The 14,343-nt window shown below is 70.0% G+C and carries 13 protein-coding genes and 1 pseudogene; 11 read left to right on the top strand and 3 right to left on the bottom strand.

The window, feature by feature from the left end:
• Window positions 1-63 precede the first annotated feature (63 nt).
• From ACFYWI_RS34345 to ACFYWI_RS34325, 5 genes are all read left to right on the top strand, one after another.
• Window positions 64-573 (top strand): hypothetical protein, encoded by a 510-nt coding sequence (locus ACFYWI_RS34345; protein WP_389239701.1) that lies wholly within the window; start codon window positions 64-66, stop codon window positions 571-573.
• Window positions 574-684: 111 nt separating this feature from the next.
• A complete protein-coding gene (locus tag ACFYWI_RS34340; RefSeq protein ID WP_389239700.1) occupies window positions 685-1,971 on the top strand; it encodes a glycosyltransferase family 4 protein in 1,287 nt (428 codons plus the stop codon).
• Window positions 1,968-2,765 carry a hypothetical protein gene (locus ACFYWI_RS34335; protein WP_389239699.1) on the top strand — a complete coding sequence of 266 codons (798 nt, stop codon included), beginning with the start codon at window positions 1,968-1,970 and terminating at the stop codon, window positions 2,763-2,765. Before ACFYWI_RS34340 ends, ACFYWI_RS34335 begins: the two co-directional genes overlap by 4 nt.
• A gap of 251 nt (window positions 2,766-3,016) precedes the next feature.
• The gene (locus ACFYWI_RS34330; protein WP_389239698.1) at window positions 3,017-3,982 is read left to right on the top strand and encodes a helix-turn-helix transcriptional regulator; all 966 of its coding nucleotides are present in this window, start codon (window positions 3,017-3,019) and stop codon (window positions 3,980-3,982) included.
• Between the two features lie 316 nt (window positions 3,983-4,298).
• Window positions 4,299-4,514, top strand: coding sequence for a proteinase inhibitor I78 (locus ACFYWI_RS34325; protein ID WP_389239697.1), 216 nt, complete (start codon window positions 4,299-4,301; stop codon window positions 4,512-4,514).
• Between the two features lie 75 nt (window positions 4,515-4,589).
• Here the strand turns inward: ACFYWI_RS34325 and ACFYWI_RS34320 are convergent, their stop codons facing one another.
• Entirely contained in the window at window positions 4,590-5,573 is a 984-nt protein-coding gene (locus ACFYWI_RS34320) for a phosphatase PAP2 family protein (RefSeq protein ID WP_389239696.1), read from the bottom strand.
• A 434-nt stretch (window positions 5,574-6,007) separates the two neighbouring features.
• On the opposite strand from ACFYWI_RS34320, the gene ACFYWI_RS34315 reads away from it, so the two are divergent.
• The gene (locus ACFYWI_RS34315; protein WP_389239695.1) at window positions 6,008-7,642 is read left to right on the top strand and encodes an MFS transporter; all 1,635 of its coding nucleotides are present in this window, start codon (window positions 6,008-6,010) and stop codon (window positions 7,640-7,642) included.
• 90 nt (window positions 7,643-7,732) lie between these two features.
• Window positions 7,733-8,923 (top strand): acyl-CoA dehydrogenase family protein, encoded by a 1,191-nt coding sequence (locus ACFYWI_RS34310; RefSeq protein WP_389239694.1) that lies wholly within the window; start codon window positions 7,733-7,735, stop codon window positions 8,921-8,923.
• 81 nt (window positions 8,924-9,004) lie between these two features.
• Here ACFYWI_RS34310 and ACFYWI_RS34305 read toward each other — a convergent pair whose 3' ends face one another.
• Entirely contained in the window at window positions 9,005-9,439 is a 435-nt protein-coding gene (locus ACFYWI_RS34305) for a cell division protein SepF (RefSeq protein ID WP_389239693.1), read from the bottom strand.
• Window positions 9,440-9,728: 289 nt separating this feature from the next.
• On the opposite strand from ACFYWI_RS34305, the gene ACFYWI_RS34300 reads away from it, so the two are divergent.
• The 4 genes and pseudogenes from ACFYWI_RS34300 (at window position 9,729) to ACFYWI_RS34285 (ending at window position 13,373) form a co-directional block, all read left to right on the top strand.
• Window positions 9,729-10,913, top strand: a complete 1,185-nt coding sequence (locus ACFYWI_RS34300) for a DUF5685 family protein (RefSeq protein ID WP_389239692.1) — start codon at window positions 9,729-9,731, stop codon at window positions 10,911-10,913.
• Window positions 10,914-11,124: 211 nt separating this feature from the next.
• Window positions 11,125-11,580: pseudogene (locus tag ACFYWI_RS34295) on the top strand (DUF1684 domain-containing protein); the annotation flags it as partial.
• 276 nt (window positions 11,581-11,856) lie between these two features.
• Window positions 11,857-12,762, top strand: a complete 906-nt coding sequence (locus ACFYWI_RS34290) for a S1 family peptidase (protein WP_389239691.1) — start codon at window positions 11,857-11,859, stop codon at window positions 12,760-12,762.
• 131 nt (window positions 12,763-12,893) lie between these two features.
• A complete protein-coding gene (locus ACFYWI_RS34285) occupies window positions 12,894-13,373 on the top strand; it encodes a hypothetical protein (RefSeq protein WP_389239690.1) in 480 nt (159 codons plus the stop codon).
• Window positions 13,374-13,392: 19 nt separating this feature from the next.
• On the opposite strand, the gene ACFYWI_RS34280 is transcribed toward ACFYWI_RS34285, so the two are convergent.
• Window positions 13,393-14,298 (bottom strand): DUF4231 domain-containing protein, encoded by a 906-nt coding sequence (locus ACFYWI_RS34280; protein ID WP_389239735.1) that lies wholly within the window; start codon window positions 14,296-14,298, stop codon window positions 13,393-13,395.
• Window positions 14,299-14,343: the final 45 nt, after the last annotated feature.

The raw sequence follows: 14,343 nt of genomic DNA, 5'->3' as shown, positions 1-14,343 counted from the left end.
ACCTCTGAATGCACTATGCCCCGAACCGTCAGACGCTGGTCCCGACCCCCGGTGGTGAGCGAGATGCGCCGTGCAACGCCTGCCCGGACCGCGGCATGGGCGGCTGCCGCGAGCCTCGTACTCGCCTCCGCTGCCGCGGGATGCTCCGAGAGCGGCGGGGGCGAGTCCTCTTCCCCCGCGCCCAGCGTTACGGCCCCCTCCGTCCCCTCCGGTCCCGCCGACCCGGCCGCCGCCGAGCAGGAGATCAGGACCAACTGGTCCACGTTCTTCGACCCCGGTTCCTCGGCCGACCAGAGGGTCCGGGTGCTGGAGAACGGCGAGTCCTTGCGCCCGGCCCTCGAGTCGTTCGGCAAGGACTCGAACGCCGCCCAGGCCACCGCCGAGGTCAAGACCGTGCAGTTCATCTCGCCCACCGAGGCGAACGTCACCTTCGACGTGCTGGTCAACGGCACACCGGTGCTGCCCGGCACGAAGGGCTCCGCCGTGCTCCAGGAGGACATCTGGAAGGTGTCCCGGAAGACCCTGTGCACCCTCGTCCGGCTCAGCGGAAGTGCGGAGTTGCCGGGCTGCTGAAGCGCGGCACGACACGGAACTGCTACAGGGCGCGCCTATCTCCTATCGGCCTTAGGAGAGCAGATAGAGTCTCTTGTTGTATAGACCATCAACAGGGGGATGCGGCGACGCATGCGTATTTCTTTTCTGCTCCACAATGCCTATGGCATCGGCGGGACCATCCGGACGACGTTCAACCTCGCCCGGACGCTGGCCGAGCAGCACGACATCGAGATCGTCTCGGTTTTCCGTCACCGCGACGAACCCGCCATGGGCGCACCCGCCGGCGTCGCCATGAGACATCTGGTCGACCTGCGCAAGAACAGCGACGGTTACGCCGGCGACGACCCGCTGGCCAGACTCCCGGCCAAGGTGTTCCCGCGCGGCGACGGCCGGCACAAGCAGTACAGCCGCCTCACCGACGCCCGGATCGCCGCCCACCTGGCCTCCGTGGACGCCGACGTCGTCGTCGGCACCCGGCCCGGCCTCAACGTCCATATCGCCCGTCAGACCCGGCGCGGTCCGATCCGGATCGGCCAGGAGCATCTGACACTGGACGGCCACGGCTACCGGCTGCGCCGCGAGATCGGCCACCGCTACCGGCTCCTCGACGCGGTCACCACGGTCACCGAGGCCGACGCCCGGTCCTACCGCGAGCGCCTGAAGCTGCCCGGCGTACGGATCGAGGCCATTCCCAACAGCGTGCCCGCGCCCGGCGTCGCGGCCGCCGACTCCACCGCCAAATGGGTGGTCGCGGCCGGCCGGCTCACCAAGGTCAAGCACTACGACCTGCTGATCGAGGCGTTCTCCAAGGTCGTTGCCGCCCGCCCCGACTGGCGGCTGCGGATCTACGGCAGCGGAGACGCGACCGGCAACGAGAAGAACGCGCTGCGCACGCTCATCGAGGAGCGCGGACTGCACAACCATGTCTTCCTGATGGGCTCCGCGAACCCACTGGAGCCCGAGTGGGTCAAGGGATCGATCGGCGCCGTCACCTCCAGCCTGGAGTCCTTCGGCATGACCATCGTGGAGGCCATGCGCTGCGGCCTCCCGGTCGTGTCCACCGACTGCCCGCACGGCCCGGGCGAGATCATCGAGGACGGTGTGGACGGCAGGCTCGTGCCGGTCGGTGACGTGGACGCGGTCGCGGACGCTCTGCTCGGTCTGATCACCGACGACGATCTGCGCCGCCGCACGGGGGAGGCCGCGCTGGTGGCCTCCGCGCGCTTCGATCCGGCCCGGATCGCCGAACGCCACCAGGCACTTTTCACCGAGCTCGTCGCGGGCGGCAGGAACGGCCGCTCCCGCAGCGCCGTACGTGACGCGCTCCACACGTGCCGAAGCGCACTCTATGACGGGGCCTACTCCCTGCGTTATGTTGCCGCGGATGTGATCCGTAAAGGGAAGAAGAGCTCATGACCACGTCCACCCAGCGGCACACGCCGCGCGCCGACTGCATCGCCGATGCTGCCGGTGGCATCACGTTCGACGTGGTGGGAGCCGACGCACCGCAGGCGGTGCTCGTACTGAAGCGGCGTGGTGGCAAGGCCCCCGCGGACGAGCTGCGCCTGCCCCTGACCCCCTCCGGCGACGGCGTCTCGCGCGCCGTTCTGCCCAGCACCGTCGAACTCGCCGAAGGCCGCTGGGACGCCTACACGGACGGCGGCGTCGCCGTGGAGCCCGGCATCCGGGATCTGCGGGCCATCGTCGACCAGTCTCCCGGGACCGGGACCGGCCGGATCAACGTACGTGTCCCGTACCCGACGGCCGACGGCCGGCTCGCGGTGCGCTGCTGGGTGCGTGCCCCGCACGCCGAGGCCGGTGCGATCGGTCTTGTGCCGGAGCAGGGTGCGATGTCGGTGGAGGGGCTGCTGTACGGGACCGAGCTGGGCGAGGGAGCCGTGGCCGAGGCCCGGCTCCGCTCCGGCGACCGGGTGCACGAGGTACCGGTGACCGGCGAGGGCCGGGTGTTCGGGTTCACGCTGCCGTATGCGCCGATCGCCGACACGCCGCCGGGCAAGGAGCAGCTGTGGGAGCTGTGGCTGCGCCCGGCCAAGGACGCCGCCGGGATACGGATCTCCCGCATCCTCGACGACGTCTGGGACAAGAAGGGCATCTTCGTCTACCCGAAGCAGACGGCGGCCGGCTACCGGGCCGCTCCCTGCTACACCGGGGACAACGATCTGTGCGTACGCCTCACGGCAGTGGGCTGAGGAACGCCCTGACGTCGCCGGCCGGCGCGGCGATGTGCCCGCCCCGGCCGGCTCCGGTCGGGCACACGACGTCATCGGTGTCCCGCCGCGGCGCCGGACGGTGACGTCCTGCGCGATGTTCACCGCGCCCCGGGCACTTCGCGGCGTCGGGCCGACGTTCTGCACTGCGGGCCGGTGTCCGTCGATGTCCCGCTGAGGGCAGCACAACTTGAGGACAGCCTGTGTCCTCAAGTCCTGGCAGACTCGCCCGCATGTTGGAAACCTCGGCACGACTGCTGCGCCTGCTGTCGCTCCTGCAGGCCCACCGCGAATGGTCCGGTGCCGCACTCGCCGACCGGCTCGGCGTCACCCCGCGCACCGTGCGGCGCGACGTCGACCGGCTGCGCGAGCTCGGATACCCCGTCAACGCCAGCCCCGGCACGGGCGGCGGCTATCAGCTCGGCGTGGGGGCCGAGCTGCCGCCGCTGCTGCTCGACGACGAGGAGGCGGTCGCAGTCGCCGTCGGCCTGCGCACCGCCGCCGGACAGGGCATCGAGGGCATCGGCGAGACCTCCGTACGCGCCCTCGCCAAACTGGAGCAGGTCCTGCCGCACCGGCTGCGCCGCAGGGTGAGCGCTCTCAACACCTTCACCGTGCCCATGCTCCGTACGCCCCGGGCGCAGCTCGACGCATCCGTCCTGACCGATCTCGCCAATGCCTGCCGCGACAGCGAGCAGCTGCGCTTCGACTACCAGGACCACGGCGGGGCCACCACCCGCCGGGTCGTCGAACCGCACCGGCTGGTGTGCACCGAACGCCGCTGGTACCTCGTCGCCTGGGACGTGAACCGCCGCGACTGGCGTACGTTCCGGGCGGACCGGATCACCCCGAAGCCCCCGCACGGCCCGCGGTTCACGCCGCGGACCCCGCCCGCCGACGACCTCGCGGCCTATGTCTCCAAGGGAGTGTCCACCCGTACGTACGCGGCCCAGGCCGTGATCCGGCTGCACACGTCCGCCGAGGAGGCCGGGCGGATCATCGGCCCGTCCGACGGAGTCCTGGAGGCCGTCGACGAGACGCACTGCCTGCTGCGCACCGGGGCCGCGAGCCTGGACGTCCTGGTGATCCATGTGATGCTCATGGGCGTCGACTTCGAGGTGATCGAGCCGCAGGAGCTGACCGAGCGCATCAGGACGGCCCGGGACCGGCTGTCCCGGGCTCTGGCTTCCGCCGGCTGATGTCGCCCCGCGGTCCACGTCCCGGATTCTTCGATTCGGGGGGATTGTGTAAGGGGGCCGTGAATTCACTGTGGTGCTTCAATTCGTCCTCCGCCCCGTGTCGGAGACAATTGCATACAAGTAATTCCGGCCGGTGCGCACACCTTGGCGAATTACTGTACGAACAGCACTGAACTGCCCGTTCGGGTGAACAGGTTCAGGTTGAACATGTGTCGAGATCCTGTGACAAAAGCGTGACCGCTGGGGTACTTGAGGCTGCTGGGCCTGCCGAGGCAGTGGCTTCCGTCACCGTCCGCTGCCGCCTACGGTAGGTGTCATGGCACCTACACCCACACCCCCCGCAGAGCCCGAGGACGCCCCCGACTCATATGTCGGCCTCGGGACGCAGGCCGCCGAGATGCTGGCCCGGCAGCGTGGCTGGACGAGCGTCAGATCGGTGCCCAAGGGCGCGATCATCACCATGGAGTACATGGTGGGCCGGCTCAACTTCGAGGTGGAGGACGGCACGGTGATCCGGTGCTGGAAGGGCTGACCGCTCCCCGCCGCGTGAACGGCCCCGGCACATCGTGCCGGGGCCGTTCACGTACAGCGGGGTCGTAGGGCCGGATCAGCCGCCCCCGACCGGCCGCGAATGCGGCGGCCGGCGACTGCCCGAGGGAGTGACGGGTGTGCGCTCCGAGCGCACCGGATGCGGCCGTGGCTGGGTGAGCTGGCTGTTGGGTCTGGTCGTGGACCCGGGCCGGGTGTGGCCGACCGCGGCCACCGGCTCGCGGGACGGATCGCCGCTGCGGGGCCCGCGCTGGGGGAATATCGCGGGCTGCAGATTACCCGCGGCAACGGGCAGGGACGGGGCGAGCCGACGGCGTGCCCGCCACTGCTCGCGCAGCGACAGGATCCAGGCCTCCGCACGGCCGATGACCGGTTCGCACCACGGCAGAGCGAGCAGGATCAGCAGACCGGCGGCCCAGCCGAGCAGCACATCGCTCAGCCAGTGCGTACCGAGGTACACCGTGGTCAGACCGACGCCGAGCGAGACCACGGCCGACAGGGCCGACAGATACCGCCGGGCCCGCGGGGTGGTGGCCAGGTACGCCAGGATTCCCCAGGTCACCACCGCGTTGGCGGTGTGCCCGGACGGAAATATATCGCCGCCGGCGAAGAGCTCGGCAGAGCCGATCTGCGTCGCGTAGTGGGGGCCGAGCCGCCCAAGACCGATCTTGACCGCGCCAACGGTCGCATTCAGCAGCAACAGGGCCGCGCCGAGTGCCAGCAACGGCCGCAGCGTGTGCTGGCGCCAGGAGCGCCAGCCCAGCCAGGCCGCCACCATCACGGCGGTCGGGCCGCGCTGGCCGAGCACCACGAAGTAGTCGAGAAAGGCGTGCAGCTCGGGCCACTGCTGGTACGGCCGGAAGAGCATGACCTTCCAGTCGAGAGCCACCAGCCAGGTCGAGGCCAGTACGGCGACGACGATGGCGAGATAGAACGCCGACGTCCCGCCGAAGAGGGCGAGACGGGTGCGGCTCATCCGCGGGATCTCTATCTTCGGCGGTTCCGGCTCCCGGTCCAGCCGGGCAAAGATGTCGGTACGCACCTAATCGACGTTACAGCGAGTGAGTGACCGGACCGGCCGATCCACATGCTTTGTGATGCCGATGTGATGTGGAGTAGGTCTCAGATCCGGATCTATTCACGGGCCGTCAGGAAAAACTGGTGACCTTGTTCCCTATTTATCGGACGGTCTTCCCGGAGGGATTTTTATCCCCGGATCGAAATGGTTCACCGGTACACTGCGGGGAATTTCCCCGTCGTTCAGGCGCCGCCAAGATCCTCTTCGCCGCGCCGGGAGTGGCGTACGCCACACCCGGGCATCCGCCGAGGTGAGAGATCGACCACGCACCACCGGCCGGAACTCGCGTACGCTGGCGGTTCGCTCGCCCGTCGATGCCGGGCCGCACAGGGGGACGACCAGAAAAACCGTCCCCGGCTGGCCCGCCGAGTGCGAGGGACTCACTGGGAGGTACGTACATGTCCGTGACGACCACGGCCGGAGCACGCCTGCGTGCCGCCGGCGGCGGTGCCAACCGCTGGGTCGTCCTCTTCGTCCTCTGTATCAGCCTGCTGCTGGTCGCCCTCGACGCGACCGTGCTGCACGTCGCCGTCCCCGCGGTCACGGAAGATCTGCGGCCGAACGGTGTCGAGCTGCTGTGGATCGTGGACGCCTATCCGCTGATCTGCGCCTCCCTGCTGATCCTCTTCGGCACGCTCGGTGACCGGGTCGGACGCCGGCGGGTGCTGCTGATCGGCTATGGCCTCTTCGGTCTGGCCTCCGCGGTCGCCGCGTTCGCCCCCACCCCCGAGGTACTGATCGGGGCGCGCGCCCTGCTCGGCATCGGCGGCGCGATGATCATGCCCGCGACACTCTCGATACTGCGCGACGTCTTCCCGGACCGCCGCGAGCGGGCGACGGCCATCGGTATCTGGACCGCGGTCGCCGCGGTCGGCGCCGCCACCGGCCCGGTCCTCGGCGGCTTCCTCGTCGAGCACTTCTGGTGGGGCTCGGTCTTTCTGATCAACATTCCGCTGATGGCGCTGATCCTTCCTGTGGGCCGCTGGCTGCTGCCCGAGTCCAAGGGCGCCGTCGACGGGCCGTGGGACGTGCTCGGCGCACTGATGGCCGCGGCCGGTGTGCTCGGAGTCGTACTCGGTGTGAAGCGGCTGGGTGCAGGCGACCGGGTGCTCGACATCAGCACGCTCGGGCCGCTGCTGGTCGGAGCGGCGCTGCTGGTGGTGTTCGTACAGCGGCAGCGGCGTCGCGTGCACCCGCTGATCGACATGCGCATGTTCGCCAGGGCCGCGTTCTCCACCTCGGTCGGCTGCATCGTCCTCGCGATGCTCGCGCTGGTCGGTCTGGAGCTGATCGCCGTCCAGTACCTCCAGCTGGTCCTCGGGCTCAGCCCGCTCGAGACCGGCCTGCGGCTGCTGCCGCTCACGTTCGCCGCCATGGCCGCCGGCGCCACCGGCTCGCACACCCTGCACCGAATAGGCCCGCGCAGGATGGTCGGCTGGGGTTTCGTACTGACCGCGGCCGCCGTTCTGCTGCTGACCCTGATGGGTCAGCACGACCGGCCGTGGCTGCTCGCCTCGGCCTTCGTCCTGCTCGGCTTCGGACTGCAGACCACGCTGTTCGGTGCGTACGAATCCATGCTCAGCGAGGCCCCGGCGGACCAGGCCGGTGGCGCGGCCGCGATCGGCGAGACCTCGTACCAGCTCGGGGCGGGCATGGGCATCGCCCTGCTCGGCAGCGTCATGAACGCGGCCTACACGCCCGCGGTGACCTCCCTGGCCGGTGTCCCGGACCGGTTGAGCTCCGCCGCCGCGCACTCCCTCGGCGAGGCCTATCAGATCGCCGACACGCTGGACGGCCCGACCGGTGAGGCACTGCGGACCACAGCCCGTCACTCCTTCGTCCACGGTCTGCATGTCACGCTGCTGGTCAGCGCGGGGCTGCTGCTCGTCGGCGCGCTGGCCGCGCTGCGGCTGCCGCGCGTGATGGAGTCCTCGGCTCCCGAGAAGTGCCCCAGGCCGAGGCTCTCCGAGGTCCCCGCCCAGGCCGGACGTGAACCCGCCGAGGCGGCCGGGTCTGGACGCACGGCACACTGAGCCGTAACGTCGGCCCGTAATTAGCACTGCTAGTTTCTTCTCTGCCGTGTGTTCGTGTTCCCCTGTGTGAGAGCCGCCGGAGGCCAGACCATGTCCGCACCCTCGAAGCTGCCGCCCTTCGACCCCAGCGATCCGCTCGGCATCGACGATCTCCTCGACGCCGAAGACCTCGCGATCCGCGACACCGTCCGCACCTGGGCCACCGACCGCGTCCTGCCGCACATCGCCGACTGGTACGAGCGCGGCGAGCTCCCAGGCATCCGGGAACTGGCCCGCGAGCTCGGCTCGATCGGCGCGCTCGGCATGTCGCTGGAGGGCTACGGCTGCGCCGGGGCCACCGCCGTCCAGTACGGACTGGCCTGCCTGGAGCTGGAGGCCGCGGACTCCGGCATCCGTTCCCTGGTCTCCGTGCAGGGCTCGCTCGCCATGTACGCGATCCACCGCTTCGGCTCCGAGGAGCAGAAGCAGCGTTGGCTGCCCGGTATGGCGGCCGGCGAGATCATCGGCTGCTTCGGCCTGACCGAGCCCGACCACGGGTCCGACCCGGCCGGTATGCGCACCTACGCCAAGCGCGACGGTGGTGACTGGGTGCTCACCGGCCGCAAGATGTGGATCACCAACGGTTCGGTGGCCGGGGTCGCCGTCGTCTGGGCCCAGACCGACGACGGCATCCGCGGATTCGTGGTGCCCACCGACAGCCCCGGCTTCTCTGCCCCAGAGATCAAGCACAAGTGGTCGCTGCGGGCCAGTGTCACCAGCGAACTCGTCCTGGACGAGGTGCGGCTGCCCCTCGACGCGGTGCTGCCGGAGGTCACCGGACTGCGCGGGCCGCTGAGCTGTCTCAGTCACGCACGCTACGGAATCGTGTGGGGATCGATGGGCGCCGCACGCTCCAGCTTCGAGGCGGCGGTGTCGTACGCGCAGACGCGTGAGCAGTTCGGCAGGCCCATCGGCGGCTTCCAGCTCACCCAGGCCAAGCTCGCCGACATGGCGGTCGAGCTGCACAAGGGCATCCTGCTCGCCCATCACCTCGGCAGGCGGATGGACGCCGGGAAGCTGCGGCCGGAGCAGGTCTCGTTCGGCAAGCTGAACAATGTGCGGGAGGCGATCGAGATCTGCCGCACCTCGCGCACCATCCTCGGTGCGAACGGGATCTCCCTCGAATACCCCGTCATGAGGCACGCCACCAACCTCGAGTCGGTGCTCACCTACGAGGGCACGGTCGAGATGCACCAGCTGGTGCTGGGCAAGGCGCTCACCGGCCTGGACGCCTTCCGGTAGACCCGGTTCGGCCGGCGAGCTCCCCCAGCAACCGCTGGGTGGGGGTGCCCCCGGACGGAGTCCGGGGGAGTGCCACCATTCTCAGCTCTGGTTGAAGAAACCGTCCTGCGAACGGCCCGCCGACTCCCCGCTCACGATCTGGGTGTCGGCGGGGGTCAGCAGGAACACCCGGGTGGCCACGCGCTCGATCGAGCCGCGCAGTCCGAAGGCCAGCCCCGCGGCGAAGTCGACCACGCGCTTCGCGTCGGCCGCCTCCATCGAGGTCAGGTTCACGATGACCGGCACGCCGTCCCGGAACAGTTCACCGATGCCACGCGCGTCCCGGAAGCCGTCCGGGGAGATGGTGGCGATCCGGCGGCCCTGTTCCTGGGCGGATTCGGAGGCCACGCGCACCCGGGGGTCGGTGACCCACGCGTCACCGGGGTCAGCACCCTCGGCGTACTCGTCGTCGTAGTAAGGCCCGTCGTTGTCCTCGACGAGTCCCAGCCAGGCGCTCGCCTTGCGTACCGAACCCATGGACGCCTCCTTCCGCTGCTGCAGTGGTCTCACTGCGGTCTCTGTCGTTCCGCACCCCTATGGTCGTCCATAATGCGGATCGCGCGCCAAGTGGATAGTCGGCGCGCAGGGGATTCGTGACGGTACTGGTGCAGAACATGTGGCGATTCGTCAAGGTACTTCCTGTGCAGGGCGCATGAGGGGAACAAAATATAAAAGTCGCGCCGGACGGGTGAGCTTGGGGACGTATGGGTGAACGGATCACTCGATACGATGCCCCCGAACTGTCGATCGACTCTCGGGGGATGTCGTGTTCGGAATCGTCAGGCCCTGCTCGCACCGGCTGGGCGAGGGGCTGAAGACCGAGTGGATGGCCCATCTGTGCGGGCTCTGCCTGGCACTTCGCGCCGACCACGGCCAGCTCTCCAGGATCGTCACCAACTACGACGGCCTGATCGTCTCGGTTCTGACGGAGGCTCAGACCGAACGCACCCCCGCGCAGCGGCGCACCGCCGGGCCCTGTCCGCTGCGGGCCATGCGTACCGCGCCCGTCGCCCTCGGCGAAGGCGCGCGCCTCGCGGCAGCCGTTTCGCTGGTGCTGGCATCGGCGAAGGTGCGGGACCACGTCGCGGACCGGGACGGCGTGTTGGCCCGCAGGCCCGTGGCCGCGGCCGCCCGCCGGATCGCGTCGGGCTGGGACCGGGCCGGGGCGCGCACCGGCGCGGAGCTCGGCTTCGACACGGCGGTACTCGTCGACGCGGTCGACCGGCAGACCGGGATCGAGGCGCTGGCCGGACCGGGCACCTCACTGCTGACGGTCACCGAGCCGACCGAGACGGCGACCGCGGCGGCCTTCGCCCACACCGCCGTGCTCGCCGGGCGCCCCCAGAACGTGGCTCCGCTCGCCGAGGCCGGAAGGCTCTTCGGGCGGCTCGCGCATCTGCTGGATGCCGTGGAGGACCGGACAACTGACGCCGCGTCGGGAACGTGGAACCCGCTCACGGCGACCGGCACCTCGCTCGGCGAGGCACGCCGGCTCGCCGACGACGCGGTGCACGGGATCAGGCTGGCGCTGCGGGACGCGGAGTTCGTTGACGGCAAGCTGGCGCATGTGCTGCTCGCCCACGAGCTGCGGACCGCGGTGAACCGCACGTTCGGTACGACGACGTGCTCGCACCAGGGGTACGGCACGCCGCAGGGGCCGCAGGGCCCCTATCAGGGCGGCGGTTACGGGCCGTACGGCGGCAACCCCTACGGCGGTGGCAACCCCGGCGGGCATGGTGGGCCCGGCGGCCCGGGTGGGCTGCCGCCGCGGTTCGGTGGTGAGCCGCCGAGGCCCCGGCGACGCGGCTTTCTGGCCGGTTGCATGGTCTTCACCGGGCTCTTCTGCACCTGCCAGATCTGCTGTGCGAAGGAGTACGAGGGCCCCTGGTCCCGCAAGAAGCGCGAGGGCTGCTGCCGCGACTGCGACTGCCCGGACTGCTGCGACTGCTGAGGGGACGGCTCTCGGGGCCGCCGTCGGCCGGGTGCTGACCCATCGTCAGCCGACCAGGCGTCGGCCCACCCCGGCCCGCTGTCGGCTGGTTCTCATGGACGGCGGCCTGATCGTCGGGGCGGGCCCGCCCGCCGAGGTGCTCGACAGCCCCCGCCAGGAACGCACTCGCGCCTTCCTCTCCAACGTTCCGTGACTCCCCTTCCCCGCCCGGCTCGGCGACCACTCGGAAGGGCGAATTCGGGCCGTCCCCGGAACATGGACGAAGGACGGTGACGAGGTAGTGCTGAGCGCCACCGCCGAGGAAGGCCCGACCGTCGACGGCAACGCGCTCACCGGGCAGATCCTCTCACCGCCGACCAAGCCCCGATCCCCGGCTCCCGGGTCGAACACGGGCGCGGCGACCGGTCGTGCCGCGAGCGCACGCCCGAGGTCGCGGTCGAGTCCGGCGGCTCGCTGTGGGCGGTCGCCGCCGGCGCGACCGGCGGGGAGACCACTTCACTTCCGGTTCCTGCGGCTGCCGAACCCGCGGCGGACGGCTCGGTGAGCGTCGACTTCAACCGCTCGCTGCTGCCGCCCTGCGGCGGCGCCGATCACTTCGTCCGCCCCCTGCCCGCCTCCGGGCAACACCCTTCCGGTCGCCGTTCCTTCCGGCGAACGGAACCTTGTGCGTCACCGACCCGTCCCAGAGGACGGACGAGTACGCAGCTACGCTGCACAGCCCCGGGGACACCAAGCCCCGGGGCCATACGGCGTGCATGTGCCGAGCGGCCGAAAAGGGCCCTTGCGTGGGTAGTTGACGCCGCGAATACTCCCGAACAGCGCTTTTCAGGGGCCGCGTCCTGTCCGGAAACCGAACCCTCCGGACCGGGTACCGACCCCTGGCTGCGCCTCACGGGCCCCGACCCCACGAACAGGCCCCCATTCCCCTCGGGAGGAACGAAAAGTGAGGATCAAGCGCACCATCCCCAGGACCGGCACCGCCAGACGCACCCGTCTGCTTGCCGTGTCGACCGGCCTGATCGCCGCCGCGGCACTGGCCGTCCCCACCGCCACCGCCAACGCCGACTCGGCACAGACGTTCAGCGCCAACCAGCTCGCAGCCGCGAGCCACGCCGTCCTCGAAGCCGATGTCGCGGGCACCGCCTGGCACATCGACAAGGCCACCAACACCCTGGTCGTCACGGCGGACAGCACCGTGTCCCAGGCCGAGATCGCCAGGATCAGGCGCGAGGCCGGAAGCAACGCGGGCGCCGTCCGCATCGAGCGCACACCGGGCACCTTCTCCAAGCTCATATCCGGCGGCGACGCCATCTACGCCACCAGTTGGCGCTGCTCCCTCGGCTTCAACGTCCGCAGCGGAAGCACCTACTACTTCCTGACCGCCGGCCACTGCACCGACGGCAACCCGCCCTGGTACACCAACTCCTCGCGGACCACGAGCATCGGACCGACGGCCGGATCAAGCTTCCCGGGCAACGACTACGGAATCGTCCGCTACTCCAACACCTCGCTGTCCCACCCGGGCACCGTCGGCAGCGTGGACATCACCAGCGCGGCCAACGCCACCGTCGGTATGTCCGTCACCCGCCGCGGCTCCACCACCGGCACCCACAGCGGCACCGTCACGGGCCTGAACGCAACCGTCAACTACGGTGGCGGGGACGTTGTCTACGGCATGATCCGCACCAACGTCTGCGCCGAGCCGGGCGACAGCGGTGGCCCGCTCTACTCCGGCAGCCGGGCCATCGGTCTGACCTCCGGGGGCAGCGGCAACTGCTCCTCCGGCGGTACGACGTTCTTCCAGCCGGTCACCGAGGCCTTGAGCGCCTATGGAGTCAGCGTCTACTGACGCACCCGGCCAAAAACCGTCACATCAGTGGAGCCCTCGTCCGTATGCGGGACGGGGGCTTCGACGTTCCGCCCCTGTTTGAGAGGATGTCACTACGTTCGGGCGTCGCAGTGACGGGGGTTGGCAACGTCGTGAAACGCATTGGAGTGACCGGCCACCGAGGTATCCCGCTCGAGGCGCTGGCCCATGTCCGGGCCACCATGCAGGCCGTGCTCTGCGGCCATCAGGCTTCGCTGGAGGCCCTGTCCAGTCTCGCGGTCGGCGCCGATCAGCTCTTCGCGGACGTCGCGCTCGCCTGTGGTGCGGAGCTGACCGTGGTCATTCCCAGCGGCGACTACGAGCAGGGCTTCGCCGAACCGGACGAACTCGCCCACTACCGGCGGCTGAAGAGCCTGGCCACCCGGGAGATCCGGCTCTCCTTCCCGTACTCGACCGACGAGGCGTACTACGCCGCCGGCGCCTATATCGCCGACCACTGCGACCGGCTGCTCGCTGTCTGGGACGGCCGGCCCGCCCGTGGTCGCGGCGGCACCGGGGACATCGTCCGCTACGCCCGCGACCTCGGCAAACCGGTGACCGTCATCTGGCGCGAGGGGCTCGAGCGCGATTGAGTCGTCGTCCGGGCGGGCCTCAACTGCGGTGCCTGACAAGCCAGTCCGTGTGCTGCGGGGAGACGATGCGCTCGGTCTCGTAGACCGCCGAGGGCCACTGCGCGTCGGTGACCGTGGTCTCCATCGCCGTGTGCATCGCCGCCAGGTCCTCCTCCACCAGCGAGTGTGCGGCGATGAGCGGCTGATGACGGCGGATCTCGCTCCAGGCCAGGCACGCGGCCGCCGCGGCCGACAACACACCCGTCGCCTCCAGGGAATCGCCGACCGAGAAGGTCCGGAGGGTGGCGAAGAACAGTGCGAAGAGCGTGAGCAGGGCGATCGAGGCTGACCAGAGCGCGGTGGCGCGGCGGGATATCTCGGTGCGCCGGTGGTACCAGTTGCGCTGCTCGATCACCCGGTCCCTGACGTAGGTCTCCTTGCGGACACTGAACGCCTTGGCCCGCAGCCGCCGCATCGGCGTGGTGATCAGATCCGCTGCCGCCGCACTTTCGTCGGTGGTCCGCGGATCCTCCCAGCCGACCTTGGCCAACTCCCGTAACCCTTCCTCCAGCCGTGCGGTGAACACCGCGTCGGCGTCGGCATCGGATGCCCCGGAGCCGAAAGGGGCGCCGTGGACGGCATAGCGCCAGCACATGGATTTGATGAACTCCGCTGCGGAGCGGTTGAGTTGCCAATGCGACTTTGCCCGCCGTCGGGAGGAGCGGTAGCCGAGGGCCAGCACTCCGGCGTACGCCAACACACCGAGGGCGCCGACGGGTTGGAAGTCGCCCACCCTCAGGGAGGGGGAGAGCGCGCCGAGGGCGGCGCCCAGGACCAGCAGGAGCAGCTGGTGGCGGGTGGCGGCGACGGCTTCCCGCTGGCGGGCGATCGCGACGGCGTCGGTGTGATGAAACAGGGTCGGCAGATCGGTGTTACGGAACACCATGCTTTCCAACGCGCTGGAATAAGCGCTCATACGCACCCCCGTCTG

This window comes from Streptomyces sp. NPDC002889 (assembly GCF_042888425.1).
Classification (GTDB): domain Bacteria; phylum Actinomycetota; class Actinomycetes; order Streptomycetales; family Streptomycetaceae; genus Streptomyces.
The sequence above is the reverse complement of the archived record's forward strand: the minus strand, read 5'-3'. Positions and strand labels throughout refer to the sequence as shown.